Annotated in this window: 17 protein-coding genes; 2 read left to right on the plus strand and 15 right to left on the minus strand. The window is 69.6% G+C overall.

Going from position 1 to position 15855, the window contains the following annotated elements; translation table 11 throughout:
- Positions 1-9: 9 nt before the first annotated feature.
- The 10 genes from recO to rpoE form a co-directional block, all read right to left on the minus strand.
- Complete coding sequence (gene recO, locus FHW73_RS08760) at positions 10-750, minus strand: DNA repair protein RecO (protein ID WP_183426333.1); 741 nt, start codon at positions 748-750, stop codon at positions 10-12.
- A gap of 17 nt (positions 751-767) precedes the next feature.
- Positions 768-1202, minus strand: a complete 435-nt coding sequence (locus tag FHW73_RS08765; protein ID WP_183426334.1) for a GFA family protein — start codon at positions 1200-1202, stop codon at positions 768-770.
- 14 nt (positions 1203-1216) lie between these two features.
- A complete protein-coding gene (era, locus tag FHW73_RS08770; protein ID WP_183426335.1) occupies positions 1217-2122 on the minus strand; it encodes a GTPase Era in 906 nt (301 codons plus the stop codon).
- 53 nt (positions 2123-2175) lie between these two features.
- Positions 2176-2859 carry a ribonuclease III gene (gene rnc / locus FHW73_RS08775; protein WP_183426336.1) on the minus strand — a complete coding sequence of 228 codons (684 nt, stop codon included), beginning with the start codon at positions 2857-2859 and terminating at the stop codon, positions 2176-2178.
- Entirely contained in the window at positions 2843-3223 is a 381-nt protein-coding gene (locus tag FHW73_RS08780; protein WP_183426337.1) for a DUF4845 domain-containing protein, read from the minus strand. Before FHW73_RS08780 ends, rnc begins: the two co-directional genes overlap by 17 nt.
- A gap of 29 nt (positions 3224-3252) precedes the next feature.
- Positions 3253-4047, minus strand: coding sequence for a signal peptidase I (gene lepB, locus FHW73_RS08785; protein WP_183426338.1), 795 nt, complete (start codon positions 4045-4047; stop codon positions 3253-3255).
- Between the two features lie 93 nt (positions 4048-4140).
- Positions 4141-5937 (minus strand): translation elongation factor 4, encoded by a 1797-nt coding sequence (lepA, locus tag FHW73_RS08790; RefSeq protein ID WP_183426533.1) that lies wholly within the window; start codon positions 5935-5937, stop codon positions 4141-4143.
- Between the two features lie 181 nt (positions 5938-6118).
- Positions 6119-7666: a Do family serine endopeptidase gene (locus FHW73_RS08795; RefSeq protein ID WP_183426339.1), complete on the minus strand. Its 1548-nt coding sequence runs from the start codon at positions 7664-7666 to the stop codon at positions 6119-6121.
- A gap of 86 nt (positions 7667-7752) precedes the next feature.
- The gene (locus tag FHW73_RS08800; RefSeq protein ID WP_183426340.1) at positions 7753-8712 is read right to left on the minus strand and encodes a sigma-E factor negative regulatory protein; all 960 of its coding nucleotides are present in this window, start codon (positions 8710-8712) and stop codon (positions 7753-7755) included.
- Positions 8709-9335, minus strand: a complete 627-nt coding sequence (rpoE, locus tag FHW73_RS08805) for an RNA polymerase sigma factor RpoE (protein ID WP_183426341.1) — start codon at positions 9333-9335, stop codon at positions 8709-8711. Before rpoE ends, FHW73_RS08800 begins: the two co-directional genes overlap by 4 nt.
- 223 nt (positions 9336-9558) lie before the next feature.
- Between rpoE and FHW73_RS08810 the strand changes: the two genes are divergently transcribed.
- The gene (locus FHW73_RS08810) at positions 9559-11628 is read left to right on the plus strand and encodes a 3-hydroxyacyl-CoA dehydrogenase NAD-binding domain-containing protein (protein WP_183426342.1); all 2070 of its coding nucleotides are present in this window, start codon (positions 9559-9561) and stop codon (positions 11626-11628) included.
- A gap of 30 nt (positions 11629-11658) precedes the next feature.
- Here the strand turns inward: FHW73_RS08810 and FHW73_RS08815 are convergent, their stop codons facing one another.
- A complete protein-coding gene (locus tag FHW73_RS08815) occupies positions 11659-12237 on the minus strand; it encodes a TetR/AcrR family transcriptional regulator (RefSeq protein ID WP_183426343.1) in 579 nt (192 codons plus the stop codon).
- 74 nt (positions 12238-12311) lie between these two features.
- Here FHW73_RS08815 and FHW73_RS08820 point away from each other — a divergent pair, with 74 nt between their 5' ends.
- On the plus strand, positions 12312-12572 hold the full coding sequence (locus FHW73_RS08820; RefSeq protein WP_183426344.1) for a hypothetical protein: 261 nt from the start codon (positions 12312-12314) through the stop codon (positions 12570-12572).
- A 33-nt stretch (positions 12573-12605) separates the two neighbouring features.
- On the opposite strand, the gene FHW73_RS08825 is transcribed toward FHW73_RS08820, so the two are convergent.
- Genes FHW73_RS08825 through mltG form a run of 4 tightly spaced genes read right to left on the minus strand, consistent with a single transcriptional unit; the run spans position 12606 to position 15718 of the window.
- Positions 12606-12965, minus strand: coding sequence for a PilZ domain-containing protein (locus FHW73_RS08825; protein ID WP_183426345.1), 360 nt, complete (start codon positions 12963-12965; stop codon positions 12606-12608).
- Positions 12966-12987: 22 nt separating this feature from the next.
- Positions 12988-13923 (minus strand): DNA polymerase III subunit delta', encoded by a 936-nt coding sequence (locus FHW73_RS08830; protein WP_183426346.1) that lies wholly within the window; start codon positions 13921-13923, stop codon positions 12988-12990.
- Positions 13920-14561 carry a dTMP kinase gene (gene tmk, locus FHW73_RS08835; protein WP_183426347.1) on the minus strand — a complete coding sequence of 214 codons (642 nt, stop codon included), beginning with the start codon at positions 14559-14561 and terminating at the stop codon, positions 13920-13922. Before tmk ends, FHW73_RS08830 begins: the two co-directional genes overlap by 4 nt.
- Positions 14558-15718, minus strand: coding sequence for an endolytic transglycosylase MltG (gene mltG, locus FHW73_RS08840; RefSeq protein ID WP_183426348.1), 1161 nt, complete (start codon positions 15716-15718; stop codon positions 14558-14560). Before mltG ends, tmk begins: the two co-directional genes overlap by 4 nt.
- Between the last annotated feature and the right edge of the window lie 137 nt (positions 15719-15855).

A 15855-nucleotide genomic window follows, 5' to 3' on the forward strand; every position in this document is an offset into this window, starting at 1 on the left:
CGCGGGCAGCTACCGGTCGCCCGCTGTGCCGCGCCGCGCGAACTGGGACGCGAGTTCCCAGGATTTGAGGCCTCGCGGGCCCAGGTGATGCGCCAGCACGGCACGCAAGGCGCGTCGCAGGCTAGCGAGGTCCTCGCTGTCGGGGGCCGCGCCATCGGCGGCCAGCGCGAGCAAGGCGCGTCCGGTTGCGGCCACACTGCGCGAGGCCGCGCCGCCGTCGAGGTGCAGCCGGCGCGGGCCGTGTTCGGGGTCGAGCAGGTAACGCGCTGCCGGGTCGATGGCGCGGCCGTCGCCATCGGTGTCGAGCGGCAGGCCCACACCGAGCGCATCGAGCAAGGCGCGCTCGAACCGGCGCAGGCTCCAGGCCAGTTCGCCTGGCAACGCCAGGCGCCCACGCACGCGGGCGTAGGCGTCGTACAACTCGGGCAGCGGATCCTGGCGCGGCGCCAGGCGCAGCACCAGCTCATTGAGATAGAAGCCGGCGAGCATCGCATCGCCGAGCAGCCGCGGCGCGGCGTCGAGCGCCTCGGCGCTGCGCAACTGCGCCAGCTCGCCGCGCAGTTGCGCATCCAGCCGCACATGCTGCAGCGGCTGCAGCGCCGCGCGCAGCACGTGCTTCTTCGGGCCCTGCACGCCACGCGCCACCAGGCCCAGGCGTCCGTGTTCGCGGCTCAGGACCTCGACCAGCAGGCTGGTCTCCCGCCATGGCCGGGCATGCAGGACGAACGCGGGCTCGTTCTCGATGCGCACCGACGTCCGGCGTCGCCTCAGCCCGCGCCGATGCGGGCGAAGAACGCCTCGCCGGTCAGACTCTCGTCCGGGTCGGCGAGGCTGTACCAGTCGGGCTTGGCATCGATAAAGATCTCGAGCGCGAAATGCGCCTCCGGGATCGCATCGAACACCCCCGCGGCGACGTAATGCTGGCCATCGCGGGTGGTCGCAAAGAACAGGCTGCTGCCGCAGGTCGCACAGAACGCGCGTTCGGCCCAGTCGGAGGACGCGAACCTGCGCACCAGCGCCTCGCCGGCCTCGATGCGCAAAGCGGTGCCCACCGGCAGCAGCAGCGCCGAGCTGCCGTGGAAACGGCGGCAGGCCCCGCAGTGGCAGGCATGCACCTCGCGGGTGCCGGCGGGCACGCTCAGGACCACCCCGCCGCACAGGCAACGGCCTTGCAGTCGCGCCGCCTCATCCTGTTCGTGCATGGCCCAGGCCTCGGTCACTCGCCGTAGCCCAGGGCCTTGAGCGCCGCCTCGTCGTCAGACCAGCCCTGGCGCACGCGCACCCAGGTCTCCAGGAACACCTTGGCGTCGAACAGCCGTTCCATCTGCAGGCGCGCCTTGGTGCTGATGTCCTTGAGCCGCGCACCGCCCTTGCCGATGACGATCGCCTTCTGGCCGTCGCGCTCGACCCAGATCACCGCGCCGATACGCAGCATCGCGCCATCGACCGTGAAGCTCTCGATCTCCACGGTCGTGGCATACGGCAATTCGGCGCCGAGCTGGCGCATCAACTGCTCGCGCACCAGTTCACCGGCAAGAAAGCGCTGGCTCTTGTCGGTGATCTCGTCCTCGCCATACAGCGGCGGCTGCTCGGGCAGCAGCGGCAGCACCGTCGACACCAGTTGCTGCAGGCCATTGCGCTTGAGCGCCGACAGCGGCACCACACCGGCGAACTCGCGTCCCTCGACGACCTGCTGCAGGTACGGCAGCAACGCGGTCTTGTCCTTCATCCGGTCGATCTGGTTGACCACCAGCACCACCGGCACGCCGGCGCCGCGCAGCGCATCGAACGCCAGCGTGTCCTCTTCGTCCCAGCGTCCGGCCACCACGACCAGCAGGGCGACATCCACGCCTTCCAGCGCACCGCGTGCGGCGCGGTTCATGACCCGGTTCATCGCGCGCTTCTGCTCGCGATGGATGCCCGGGGTATCGACCAGCAGCAGTTGCCCCTCGGGCAGGGTCGCGATGCCCAGCAGACGGTGCCGGGTGGTCTGGGGTCGATTGGAGACGATGCTGACCTTGGCGCCCACGAGCGCGTTGACCAGGGTGGACTTGCCGACGTTGGGTCGACCGATGACGGCAACGAAGCCGGCGCGATGCGGCGCGGAATGGGGATCTGTCATGCCGGCATTCTACGGAAAAACCCGCATCGCCCGGCGGCGACGGTCCGCCGCACTCAGGTGCGGGCTTCGAGCAACGCGACCACGCCCTCGGCAGCCTGTTGTTCGGCCGCGCGGCGGGAACTGCCCTGCCCCTCGGCAGCGATCGCGGCATCGGCCAGCACACAGCGCACGATGAAAGTCCGTGCGTGTTCCTCGCCGGTCTCGGCCAGCAATTCGTAGACCGGCAGCGCACGCTGCCGCGCCTGCAGCCATTCCTGCAGCCGGGTCTTGGCATCCTTGGCGATCCGCCCGCTGGCCAGCGCCGTCAATGCGCGCTCGAACAGCGGCAACACCACCGTGCGGCAGGTGTCCAGGCCGGCATCGAGGTAGACGGCCGCGATCACCGCCTCGAGCGCGTCGGACAGGATCGAATCGCGACGATGCCCGCCGGACTTCATCTCTCCAGGGCCCAGCACCAGACGCGCGCCCAGATCGAGGTCGCGCGCGACTGCGGCCAGCGATGACTCGCGCACCAGTTCGGCCCGCGCCCGCGTCAGGGTGCCCTCGTCGGCGCCGGGACAGCGCGCGAACAGCGCCTCGGCGATCAACGCGCCGAGCACCGCGTCGCCGAGGAACTCCAGCCGCTCGTTGTGCGGCGCACCGGCGCTGCGGTGGGTCAGCGCCTGCGCCAGCAACCCCGGGTCGCGGAACACATGCCCTGCGAACCGGCCCTGCTGGCGATCAACCGCGCCCGCCATCGCCTGCGAACGTCTGGGTGGCCTGGAAACGGCCGACCACGTCGAGATTGCCGATCAACGGCTTGCGCGCTTCGTAGTTCACGTCCATGCGCAGGCCTTCGGGCACGCGGGTGATCGTCACGTCCTGGGGCTTGACGGTCTCCGCATAGCTGATCTGCAGCCGACGGAAAAACAGCTCGCGGATCCGCGCGGTGTCCGCACTGGCGATGCCCGGCTCGGCCGCCAGGCCCTTGAGCGCGGAGCGCACGCTGTAGTACTCCGAATACATCGGAAACAGCTTCATGCCCACATAGGCGAAGAAGCCGATGAGCGCCAGCACGACGACGAAGCCCAGCAAGGTGATGCCGCGTTGCGTACGTTTCATGGTGTTCCCCTTAGGTCGCGTCCGCCGGCTCAGCGGATGCTGCTGCCGATCCGGCCCCAGTCGACCCAGCCCGGCGCCTGCGAATCGACGTTCATCCAGATCAGGAACGCCTTGCCGCGCAGTTGGGTCTCCGGCAGCGTACCCCAGAAGCGGCCGTCGTCGCTGCGGTCGCGGTTGTCGCCCATGACGAAGTAATGGCCCTGCGGGACCTCGTAGCGTCCCTCGCCCATGTGGAACGGCGCGGCCTCGTCGATGTGCAGGATCTCGTGGCTGCGGCCAGGCATCGTCTCTTCATAGAGCGAGGCACCTGTCATCTCCGCACCGCGTCCCACGCCTTCGTAGGTCCCCAGCCGCTGGTAGCCGAACGGGGTGCCGTTGACGAAGACCTGGTTGTCGCGGAACTCGACCGTGTCGCCCGGCAGGCCGATCACGCGCTTGATCCAGTCCTGGTCGGGGTGCTGCGGCGGGCGGAACACCACCACGTCGCCGCGTGCCGGCTCGCCGATGTCGATGACCTTCTTGTTGGTGATCGGCAACCGGATGCCGTAGCTGAACTTGTTGACCAGGATGAAGTCGCCGATCAGCAGCGTTGGCATCATCGAACTGGACGGAATGCGGAACGGCTCGGCGACGAAACTGCGCAGGATCAGCACCACGAACAGGACCGGGAAGAAGGCCTTGGCGTAGTCGACCGCGACCGGCTCCTTCTCCTCGATCAGCCCGCCGCGACGCGCGCGCCGCTTGGCCAGCACCAGCTTGTCGAGCAACCAGATGACGCCGGTCAGCAGCGTCAGGACGACCAATGCAGTCTCAAACCATTTCATGCGAGCTCCTCGGGAGCGGTGGTGCCTGATGGGCGATCGATGATCGGGAACAACGCGGCGTCGCCATGGCGCACGCCGGTCACCGACCTGCGATCACGAATCACGGCTGTTGCTGAGCACCGCCAGGAACGCTTCCTGCGGGATCTCGACGCGGCCGACCTGCTTCATGCGCTTCTTGCCTTCCTTCTGCTTCTCGAGCAGCTTCTTCTTGCGCGAGATATCGCCGCCGTAGCACTTGGCCAGCACGTTCTTGCGCATCGCCTTGACCGTGGTGCGGGCGATGATCTGCGACCCCACGGCGGCCTGGATCGCGACATCGAACATCTGCCGCGGAATGAGCTCCTTCATCTTCTCGGTCAGCTCGCGGCCACGGCGGTCGGCATGCTGGCGATGGACGATCAGCGACAGCGCATCGACCTTGTCGCCGTTGATCAGCGTGTCCACGCGCACGAACGGCCCGGCCTGGAACCGCAGGAAGTGGTAGTCGAGCGAGGCGTAGCCGCGGCTGACCGACTTGAGCTTGTCGAAGAAGTCGAGCACGACCTCGGCCATCGGCAGCTCGTAGCTGATCTGGACCTGGCTGCCCAGGTAGCTGATGCCGATCTGCGTGCCGCGCTTTTCCTCGCACAGCGTGATGACGTTGCCGACGTAGTCGGGCGGGGTCAGCACGTTGGCGCGGATGATCGGCTCGCGGATCTCCTCGATCTGGTTGACCGGCGGCAGCTTGGCCGGGTTGTCGAGGCTGACGATCTCGCCGTCGGTGCGCAGCACCTCGTAGATCACCGTGGGCGCGGTACTGATCAGGTCGAGGTCGTACTCGCGCTCCAGCCGCTCCTGCACGATCTCCATGTGCAGCATGCCCAGGAACCCGCAGCGGAAACCGAAGCCCATCGCCTCCGAGCTCTCGGGCTCGAAGCGCAGCGCGGCGTCGTTGAGGCGCAGCTTCTCGAGTGCCTCGCGCAGCGCCGGATAGTCCTCGGCGTCGATCGGGAACAGGCCGGCGAACACGCGCGGCTGCATTTCCTGGAAACCGGGCAGCGGGCTGGGCGCCGGATCGCCGGCCAGGGTCAGGGTGTCGCCGACCGGCGCGCCGTGCACGTCCTTGATCGAGGCGGTGATCCAGCCCACCTCGCCGGCCCGCAGCTGCGGCAACGGCTTGCGCTTGGGCGTGAACACACCGACGTTGTCGACCTGGTGGCTACGCCCGGTCGACATCACCAGCAGCTTGGCGCCGGGCTTGATCTCGCCCTGCATCACGCGCACCAGCGAGACCACGCCCAGGTAGTTGTCGAACCACGAGTCGATGATCAACGCCTGCAGCTTGTCGGTGTCGCGCGGCTTGGGCGGCGGGATCCGGTGCACGATCGCCTCGAGCACCTCTTCGACGTTTAGGCCGGTCTTGGCGCTGACCGCGACCGCGTCCTCGGCATCGATGCCGATGACCGCCTCGATCTCGTTCTTGGCCCGCTCGATGTCGGCCGTGGGCAGGTCGATCTTGTTGAGCACCGGCACCACCTCGAGCCCCTGCTCGACCGCGGTGTAGCAGTTGGCGACCGACTGCGCCTCCACGCCCTGGGCCGCATCGACCACCAGCAAGGCGCCTTCGCAGGCGGCCAGCGAGCGGCTGACCTCGTAGCTGAAGTCGACGTGGCCGGGGGTGTCGATGAAGTTCAGATGGTAGGTCTGGCCATCGCGCGCGGTGTACGGCAGCGAGACCGACTGCGCCTTGATCGTGATGCCGCGCTCGCGCTCGATCGGGTTCGAGTCGAGCACCTGCGCCTCCATCTCGCGCGCCTGGAGGCCGCCGCAGAGCTGGATGATGCGGTCGGCCAGGGTCGACTTGCCGTGGTCGACGTGGGCGATGATGGAGAAGTTGCGGATGTTCCGCATGGGATCGTGGGTCATGTGCGGCGGCCGGGCCGTCGTCGGGATAACGGGCGATTATCGCATAGCACCGCGGCCGCGCCGCGGTCGCCGTGCGACCTGCGGGCGCGATGCCCGGGCGCCCGGATACGCGAAGGCCCGCGGCGGTGGCCGCGGGCCTTGCATGAACCCAGTGCTGGGCGTGCGGTCAGGGCGCGTCGGGCACCGAGACTGCGCGGTACTGGGTGGCGCCGCCGCGGCCGCGCACCAGCAACATCACCGTATCGCCCGGCTTGACGTCGCGCAGTGCGCGGTCCAGCGCGTCCGCACTGGCGACCGGGGTCCGGCCCACGCGCAGGATCACATCGCCCGCGGCGATGCCCGCAGTCGCCGCAGCGCCGCGGCCGACCCCGGTCACCAGCACGCCCTCATCGTTCGACAGCCCGTACTGCCGACGCTGTGCGGCATCGAGGTCGCGACCGGCCAGGCCGAGCGGGTTGCCCTGGGTCGAAGGCGTGGTCCCGCGCTCGGGCGTGGTGCGTGGCGACCCGGCCGAGGCCTGGCTGTCAAGCTGCATCAGGGTCACGTCGAAGTTGCGGCTGCGACCGTCACGGAAGACTTCGAGCTTGACCCGGGTGCCCGGCGCCTTGCTGCCGACCAGCGGCGGCAGGTCGCTGAAGGTATTGATCGGCGTGCCATCGACGGCGCGGATCACATCGCCCGGTTCCAGGCCGGCCTTCTCGGCCGGGCTGCCCGGCGCCACCACGGTCACCAGCGCGCCGCGCGCATCGGGCAGCTTGAAGCCGGCGACCTCGTCGGCGCCGACCAGCCCGATCTGCACGCCGAGCTGCCCGCGCTGCACGCTGCCGGTGCGCTTGATCTGGTCGGCGACATTGGACGCGACATCGATCGGGATCGCGAAGCTCACGCCCATGTAGCCGCCGGAGTTGCTGAAGATCTGCGAGTTGATCCCGATCACCTCACCGGCGACGTTGAGCAGCGGACCGCCCGAGTTGCCGCGGTTGATCGGCACGTCGGTCTGGATGAAGGGCACGTACTGCTGGTTGGCGTACGGATTGGAGCGCTGCACCGCGCTGACGATGCCGGCCGTCACCGACTGCTCGAAGCCGAACGGCGAACCGATCGCGACCGCCCACTGCCCGGGCTTGACCGCAGCCGCATTGCCCATGCGCAGCATCGGCAGGCCGCTGGCATTGATCTTGAGCACGGCGACGTCGGATTCGGGATCGCTGCCGACGACCTCGGCCTGGAACTCGCGCCGGTCCGACAGCCGCACCTTGACCTCGTCGGCGCCTTCAATGACGTGATGGTTGGTCAGCAGATAGCCATCGGACGAGATCAGAAAGCCGGTGCCCATCGAGGCGCGCGGCATGCCCTGCCCCGGACCGCCCGGTCCGCCCGGTCCGCCCGGTCCGCCCGGGAACTCGAAGCCGGGCCCGAAGAAGCGCCGGAAGATCTCCGGGATCTGTGCATCGTCGGGCACTTGCTGGCCACGCGTCTGGCGCGTGCCGGCGGTCGATTCGATGCTGACCACGGCCGGGCCCACCCGCTCGACCAGCCGGGTGAAGTCCGGCAGGCCGCTGACCAGCGGCGCCTGGGGCGTGGCGGAGACGGTATTGGCGGTATCGGCGGCCGAGGGCGCGTTCGACTGCGCGGTCGCATCGGGCAGCACGAGCGCCGTAGTCGCCGCCGACAGCACCGCGACCAGGGACACGGCCAACAGGGATTTCTTCATCGAAGTCATGGGGAATCCGAACAGTTCGAGACAGGGAGAATCGGTCGCCGCAAGGGGCGACACGCCAGGACGGCGAGACCCGGCGCTCAGGGCTGCGCAGCGGACGCCTGGTCGGATGCCTGGCGTGTGTCGCCGGATTCGACCGGGAAGCTCGGCAACACGTCACTGGTCGGCGCGTCGCTGCGGGCCCAGGACGGCGCGTCGAAGCCGCCGCCATAGCGCACCGAGAAACGGGCATCGGGCGCCAGATCGCTCGCCTTGGGCCAGGGCCGCGCGATCGACGGCGCGGCCGGCAACCCGGCGTCGGACGCGGCGGCCGCGAAGGCGGCCTCGACCCCCGAGGCGGCGACCGGCGCTGGCACCAGCGCATCCGCCCCGCCCTGCAACGGCGTTGCCGCGGCGGCCATCTGGACCGGCGCCGCGTCACGCGTCTGACGCGTCACCGGCGATGCGACCGCGCGATCGGCGCGGCTGCGCCTGGGAACCTCGGCGATCGCGATCGCCGCCGCCCCTGCGGCTGCGGCCGCCTGCACCGGCGCCGCCGGCTCATGCGCGAAGGCCGACGCATCGGCTGCGGCGTCGGTAGCCAGCGGTTCGCTGGTCGCGGCGATCCGAGCGGGCGGCAGCGCGATCGTCTCTTCCTCGCCCGGCGCGCCGCCGGGGCGGCCGACGAACAAGGCGACCAGCGCAACCGAAGCGGCGAGCGCCGCGCCCCCCCCGCCCCAACCCAGCAGGCGCGAACGGCGATTGACCGTGGCCGGCGCGACGGCGACGCCGTCGTTGGCGATGCCACGGGCAACGCGATCGGCGAAATCGGGCGGCAACAGCGAGACGTGGCGGCCACGCAGCACGTCGCCGCAGACCTGCCAGCGCTCGAAGCACGCCGACAGTTCGGCGTCGTGCTGCAGCCGGCGACGCAGGAAGCGCGCCTGGTCCTGCGGCAGCGCATTGTCGAGCATCGCCGACAGCTGCTGACGGTGGTACAGCTCGAGCTTGTCCGGATCGGGACCGAGCTGCAGGGCATCGATGTCGTCGGAAGGGCTCATCGGGTCACGCGCTCCACTTGTCTCTCGTTGTCCATCAGGGGCCTGAGTTCGCGATCGATCGCATCGCGCGCCCGGAAGATCCGCGAACGCACCGTGCCGATCGGGCAGCCCATGCGTTCGGCGATCTCCTCGTAGCTCAGACCATCGACCTCGCGCAGATTGATCGCCACACGCAGTTCCTCAGGCAGGGCTTCGACCGCACGCACCACCGTTTGTTCCAGTTGCTGACGCATCAGTTCACGTTCCGGCGTGTCGCCGTCGCGCAGACGGATCGCCGATTCGAAGTGCTCGGCGTCGTCGACATCCACGTCGTCGGTCGGCGGCCGCCGGTTGTGCGCGACCAGATGGTTCTTGGCGGTGTTGACGGCGATGCGGTGCAGCCAGGTGTAGAACTGCGCGTCGCCGCGGAAGCTGGCGATCGCGCGATAGGCGCGGATGAAGGTCTCCTGGGCGACGTCCTGGCATTCGCTCCAGTCGGCCACATAGCGCCCGATCAACGCGGCGATGCGATGCTGGTACTTGCGCACCAGCAGGTCGAACGCCGCGGTATCACCGCGCTGTACCCGCTTGACCAGTTCCTCGTCCAGATTTCCGTACTCCGGGCTGTCGCATTGTTCGGCCATCGGCCGGACCTCCTTCTGGGCCCGGCCTGGCACGGGCAATGAGACAGGCGGTCGCGCGAAAAGTTCCGTCACGACGGGTATGGCATCGTCGCCGCACCAAAGACTGCCATGTCCTGGGGCCGCGACCGACGTTCCGCAAGCCAGCCATCGCGCGCGATTTGACGGCACGGAAGCGACCTCGGGATCATAGGACCAACCTCCGTACTCTAAAGAATGGTGCCGTATGCTTGCAGGCCTCGACGGGCTTCGCTTCAGCCACTGGCAAGCGCAGTCGCGCGACGACGGTGTCCTGGTGCTCGCGTTCGACCGCGCCGGCGAGTCGGTCAACACCTTCGCCCAGGATGTGCTCATCGAGCTGGACACGCTGCTCGAACGCTTGGCGCTCGATCCGCCCAAGGCGCTGGTGATCCGCTCGGCCAAGGCCAAGGGCTTCATCGCCGGTGCCGACATCCGCGAGTTCCAGGCCTTCGATGCCAAGGGCACGATCGGTGACTCGATCCGTCGCGGCCAGTCCACCTTCCAGCGCCTGGCCGAACTGCCGTGCCCGACCGTCGCCGCGATCCACGGCTTCTGCATGGGCGGCGGCACCGAGATCGCGCTGGCCTGCGACTATCGCGTCGCCAGCAACGATCCTTCGACCAAGATCGGCCTGCCCGAGGTCAAGCTGGGCATCTATCCGGGCTGGGGCGGCAGCGTGCGTCTGCCGCGACTGGTCGGCGCACCGGCCGCGTTCGACATGATGCTCACCGGACGCGCCTTGCCGGCCAAGGCCGCGCGCGGGATCGGCCTGGTCGACAAGGTCGTCGAGCCGGCATTGCTGGTGGATGCGGCCGCCGCGCTCGCGCTCAAGGGCACGACACGCCCGTTCAAGCAACGTGCACTGGCCCGGTTGACCAACCTGTGGCCGGTGCGCCAGGCGCTGGCCCCGGTGCTGCTCAAGCAGGTCGCACGCAAGGCGAAGAAGGCGCACTACCCGGCGCCATATGCGCTGATCGAGACCTGGAAGCGCGCGTCCGGCGACACCCGCGCCCTGCTTTCGGCCGAGCGCCGCTCGGTGGTCAAGCTTGCCGGCACTTCGACGGCGCGCAACCTCACGCGCGTGTTCTTCCTGATGGAGCGTCTCAAGGGCCTGGGCGGCAAGGCCGGCGCGCAGCAGGCGCCGATCCGGCGCGTGCACGTGGTCGGTGCCGGCGTGATGGGCGGCGACATCGCCGCGTGGTCGGCCTACAAGGGGCTGGAGGTCACGCTGCAGGACCGCGAGCAGGGATTCATCGACAAGGCGCAGGCGCGCGCGGCGAAGTTGTTCGAGAAGAAGGTCCGCGACCCGGCCAAACGCCCCGACGTCGCCGCCCGGCTGCGCTCGGATCTGGCTGGCGACGGCATCGCCGAGGCCGACCTGGTGATCGAGGCGATCATCGAGAACGCCGAGGCCAAGCGCGCCCTGTATGCGACCGTCGAACCGCAGCTTGGCCCCGACGCGCTGCTGACCACCAACACCTCGTCGATCCCGCTCGACGAACTGCGCGTCCATGTGCAACGACCGGCGCAGTTCGCCGGACTGCACTACTTCAACCCGGTAGCGTCGATGCCGCTGGTGGAGATCGTCCACCACGACGGCGTTGCCGAGACGACGATCCAGCGGCTGGCGGCGTTCTGCAAGGCGATCGACAAGTTGCCGGTGCCGGTCGCCGGCACGCCGGGCTTCCTGGTCAACCGGCTGCTGTTTCCCTATATGCTCGAGGCGGCGACCGCGTACGCCGAGGGCATCCCGGGGGCTGCGATCGACCGCGCGGCAGTCGACTTCGGCATGCCGATGGGGCCGATCGAACTCATCGACACCGTCGGGCTGGATATCGCCTCGGGGGTGGGACAGGAACTGGCGCCTTTCCTCGGCCTGCAGATCCCCGCCTCACTGGCGACGCCGCCCGAAGCCGGCAAGCGCGGCAAGAAGGACGGCCAGGGCCTGTATACGTGGGAGGACGGCAAGCCGAAGAAGCCCGAGCTGCCGAAGGACTATCGCGCGCCCGAGGACCTGCAGGACCGCTTGGTGCTGCCGCTGCTCAACGAGGCGGTCGCCGCACTGCACGACGGCGTCGTTGCCGATGCCGACCTGCTCGATGCCGGCGTGATCTTCGGCACCGGCTTCGCGCCGTTCCGCGGTGGCCCGATCCAGTACATCCGCGAAACCGGTGTGGACGCGGTGCTCGCGCGCCTGCGGACCCTGCAGGCGCGCCACGGCGACCGTTTCGCGCCGCGCCCGGGTTGGGATGCCGCAGCGCTGCGCCAAGGCTGATGCCCATGGCCGGGCGCGATGCCCGGCCTGCTACTCGCCGTCGGCGGTCTTTGCGATCGCCGCGGCACGCTCGGCGATCGTCTGTACGATCGTCTCGCGCTCGGACGGCGTGAGGTCGAGCATCTCGAAGGTGTCGCCGAAGAACAGCCCGTCGAAGGCCAGCGTCAGCAGCATGGCCTCCGGGAAATGCGGCCCCAGCCGCCGCAGGTAGGCGACCTGCTCGCTGGCGAAGCGCCGCGGGCCTTCCATCAACTCGGGCGTGTTGACCGCCGCCGCGATGAACGAGCGTGTGGCGTGGGGTTCGTGGAAGCCGTCCTTGCGTTCGGCGCGATGCGCCTGCACCACCGCCTGCAGATAGCCGCCGGGCGTGGCCGGGAAATCCGCCATCGCGGTCCGCAAGGTCTGCCGGTGCGCGTCGAGATGGTGCTCGACCATCGCACGCAGCAACGCGTCCTTGCTGGCGAAGTGATACAGCAGCCCACCCTTGCTGACCCCCGCTTCGGCCGCGACCGCATCGAGCGTGAGGTGGGCAGCGCCGACCTGCTGGGACACGGCCAGTGCCGCATCGAGGATGCGTTCACGAGCGTCGCTGCGGGGTTTTCGGGTCATGGCTGCCGGGCTTGACGACGAGCCCATAAGTCTAGACGATACCGTCCAGCCGGTACAGTCAAGGACTCAACGTGATGACCTCCCTTCATCCGCGACCCGCGCTTGTCGACAACGCGAACGTCGCGGCCGCAGATGCCTACGCGGCCCTGTCCTGGGTCGAGCAGTTCGTCGAACTCGCCCGCCTGGCGATCGACGAGGACGACGACGAAGCGTTGCGCCGCCGCTACGAGGACGAACTGCTGCGCCGCGCGGTCTATCTGCGCGCCGCTGGCCTGTTCGATGTCATGCAGATCCGCGACCCCGCATTGCGCGCGATGGTCGCCGACGCACGCTAAAGGTCCGCCGGGCGAAACGTCCTGCCCGTCGCGCTACATCGTGTGGGTCGGCTTCTCCGACGTCAGCACGCCGGCCAACAAGGTCTCGATCCGCCCTTTGAGTGCTTCGCCCTCGGGGGTATCGGCGAACTGGACGCCGACCCCCGCCGCACGGTTGCCCTGGGCACCGGCCGGCGTGACCCACACCACCTTGCCTGCGGTGGGCAGGCGTTCGCTCGATTCGGGCAGCGTCAGCAGCAGGAACACCTCATCGCCGATGAAGTAGCGCTTGGTCGTGGGCACGAACACCCCGCCCTGCTTGAGATAGGACATGTAGGCGTTGTACAGCGCCGCCTTGTCCTTGATGGTCAACGACAGGATGCCCTGGCGCGCGGCGGCTCCGGTGGCGCTCATCGATTCGGTTCCCCGGTCATGGTCATGGGCGGGCGGCGGCAGCGCGCCAGCCCTGGAGCAGTTCGGCGATCGCCAGGTCCGCGCGTACCGTGGTCCTGAGCAGATCGCGCGTGCGGTTGGCCGCGTCGAACCACGCCGCGAGCTTCGCGATTCCCGCCGGGTCGGTCAAGGCGGCCGCGCGCGCAAGCGCCAGATCGGCGGCGTGACGCAGCCGGTCCACCGCCTGCTCGTCGCCGGCCCAGCGCTGCGCGGTCGCCACCGCCGGCAGTTCGCCCTTCGCCAGCCCGGCCAGGTCGCGATGGACCTCGCGGCGCAGCTGCATGCCGCCAGCGGCGAGCCAGTCGGCCGCAAGTCCCGGATGCCCCTTCGCCGCGTCGAGCGCCTCGAGAGCATCGTTCTGCGCGTAGCCCTTGCCCGCCAGCCAGGCCAGCGCCTCCTCGCGCGGCGGCAGGCGGAACTCGATGCGCTGGCAGCGACTGCGGATCGTCGCCGGCAGCCGCGCCGGATTGGCCGCGACCAGCCACAGATGGCGGCCGGGCTGCGGCTCCTCGAGGGTCTTGAGCAGCGCGTTGCAGGCCGCGTGATTGATCGCGTCGGCCGGATCGACGATCGCCACCTGCGCCTGCCCGTACTGCGGCGTCAGCGACAGTTTCTCCGACAGTCCCCGGATCTGCTCGATCACGATCTCGGTGCGCAGCTTGGTGCCGTCCTTGGTCGGCACGAACGACACCGGGTGGAAATCCGGATGACTGCCCGCGGCCAGCAACTGCGCGACCCGCGGCTCGCGCTCGGCCCCGAGCACGTGCGCGGCCAGCGCGTCGGCGACCGCGCGCTTGCCCAGCAGCGCAGGCCCGCAGAACAGCAGCGCATGGCCCAGCCGCTGCGCATCGAGCGTGGCGCGCGCGTGCGCATAGATGCGCTGCTGCCAGGGGGCGAAACCGGCTACCTCGGGGCTCATGCCGGCACCTGCAGCGCCTGGAGCGCGCGCACCGCATCGGCGGCCACCGCATCGGCCGACCGGGCCGCGTCGATCACCCGGAACCGCGCCGGGTGCGCCTGCGCGCGTTGCAGGAACACCGCACGTACGCGCTCGAAGAACGTGTCCTGTTCGGACTCGATGCGATCCGGGGTCGCATCGCGACCGCGCGCGCGCGCGCGGCCCTGCGCCACGCCCAGATCGAGCAGCAGGGTCAGGGCCGGCTCGATGCCGACATAGTCGCGCTCCAGTGCAGCGATCCGCGCCACATCCAGCCCGCGACCGCCGCCCTGGTAGGCGTAGCTCGAATCGGTGAACCGGTCGCTGATCACCCAGGCGCCGCGCTCGAGCGCCGGCACGAGGGTCTCGGCCACGTGCTGGGCGCGCGCGGCGAACACCAGCAGCAGTTCGGTATGCGCGCATGCGGGCTCGTGTCCTGGATCGAGCAGCAGGCCGCGGATCATCTCGGCCAGCGGCGTCCCACCCGGCTCGCGCGTGCAGACGACCTCGCTGCCGTCGGCCGCCAGCGCTGCGCACAGCGCGCGCAGCACCGTGGTCTTGCCGGCCCCTTCGCCGCCTTCGATGGAAACGAAGCGCGGATACGACCGCAACCCGCTCACGGCGCCCCCTCCTCGCCGGTCGCGGCCTCGACCTCGGCCTCGTTCGGCGGCCGGGTCTCGTCGCCGGCGGCGGCCTGGGCGGCGCTGCCTGCGCTGGCATCGCCACCGCCAAAGCGCGCACGATAGCGCCGCACGTACTCGCGGACCGCGGCGTTGTGCTCGGTATAGCTGCGCGAGAACACATGGCGCCCACTGCCATCGCCGACCGCAACGAAGTACAGCGTGTCGCCGGGCGCCGGATGCGTGGCCGCCTCGATCGCGGCCTGGCCGGGCATCGCGATCGGCGTGGGCGGCAGGCCATCGCGGGTGTAGGTGTTGTAGGGCGTGTCGGTCTGCAGGTCGCGGCGCCGGATGTTGCCGGTGTACGCGGTGCCCATGCCGTAGATCACTGTGGGATCGGTCTGCAGGCGCATGCCCTGTTGCAGCCGGCGGTTGAAGACGCCGGAGATCTGCGGGCGCTCCTCGGGCACGCCGGTCTCCTTTTCGATGATCGACGCCAGCACCAGCGCCTGCTCGCGGTTCTCGAGCGCCAGCCCCGGGTCGCGGGTCTCCCAGGCACGGTCGAGCGCAGCCTCGAGCGCGGCATTGGCCCGCGCCAGCACATCCAGGTCGCTGTCGCCACGGGTGTAGAGGTAGGTCTCGGGCAGGAAGCGGCCTTCGGGATGCACGCCATCAAAGCCGAGTTCGGCCATCAGGCGCGCGTCGTCGAGCTCGGGCACGCGCTGCTCCAGCAGTTCTGCACGCGCGAGCGCGGCGCGCAGTTCGCGCATGTTCCAGCCTTCGACAATCGTGAAACGGTGGTGGATGACCTTGCCGTCGCGCATCCGCAGCAGCAACGTGCGCGGGGTCGTCGTGGCGTCGAGCGGATACTCGCCGACCTGGATCTTGGCGTCGGCACCGAGTTGGCGCGCAAGCAGGCGCCATTCGAGCGTATGCCCTTCGACCACGCCAGCCTCGCGCAGCCGCGCCAGGACACGCTGGAACGAATCACCGCGCGCAACAGTGAAGGTCCGGCCGTCCTCGACGCCCGACAGCGGGGTGTCGGCAAAGCCGGTGTAACGGTCGTAGAGCAGGTAGGCGCCGGCACCGGCCAGCAGCGCCGAGAGCACGAACAGCAGGCCGAGGCCGCGCCAGCGGCGTTTCACGGGTGGGGTCATGGGCGGCGAAGGCCGTCGGTTCCGGATCGGGGCGTCAGGATACCGTGGCGCCCGTGCAGGGCGTGACCGTCGCCGGCCACGCAAGACCGCCATGGCGCGGCGACGACCCGACTTCTGCGATCCTAGCCGGCCTTCCC

The organism is Luteimonas sp. RC10 (genome assembly GCF_014192745.1).
GTDB lineage: Bacteria > Pseudomonadota > Gammaproteobacteria > Xanthomonadales > Xanthomonadaceae > Luteimonas.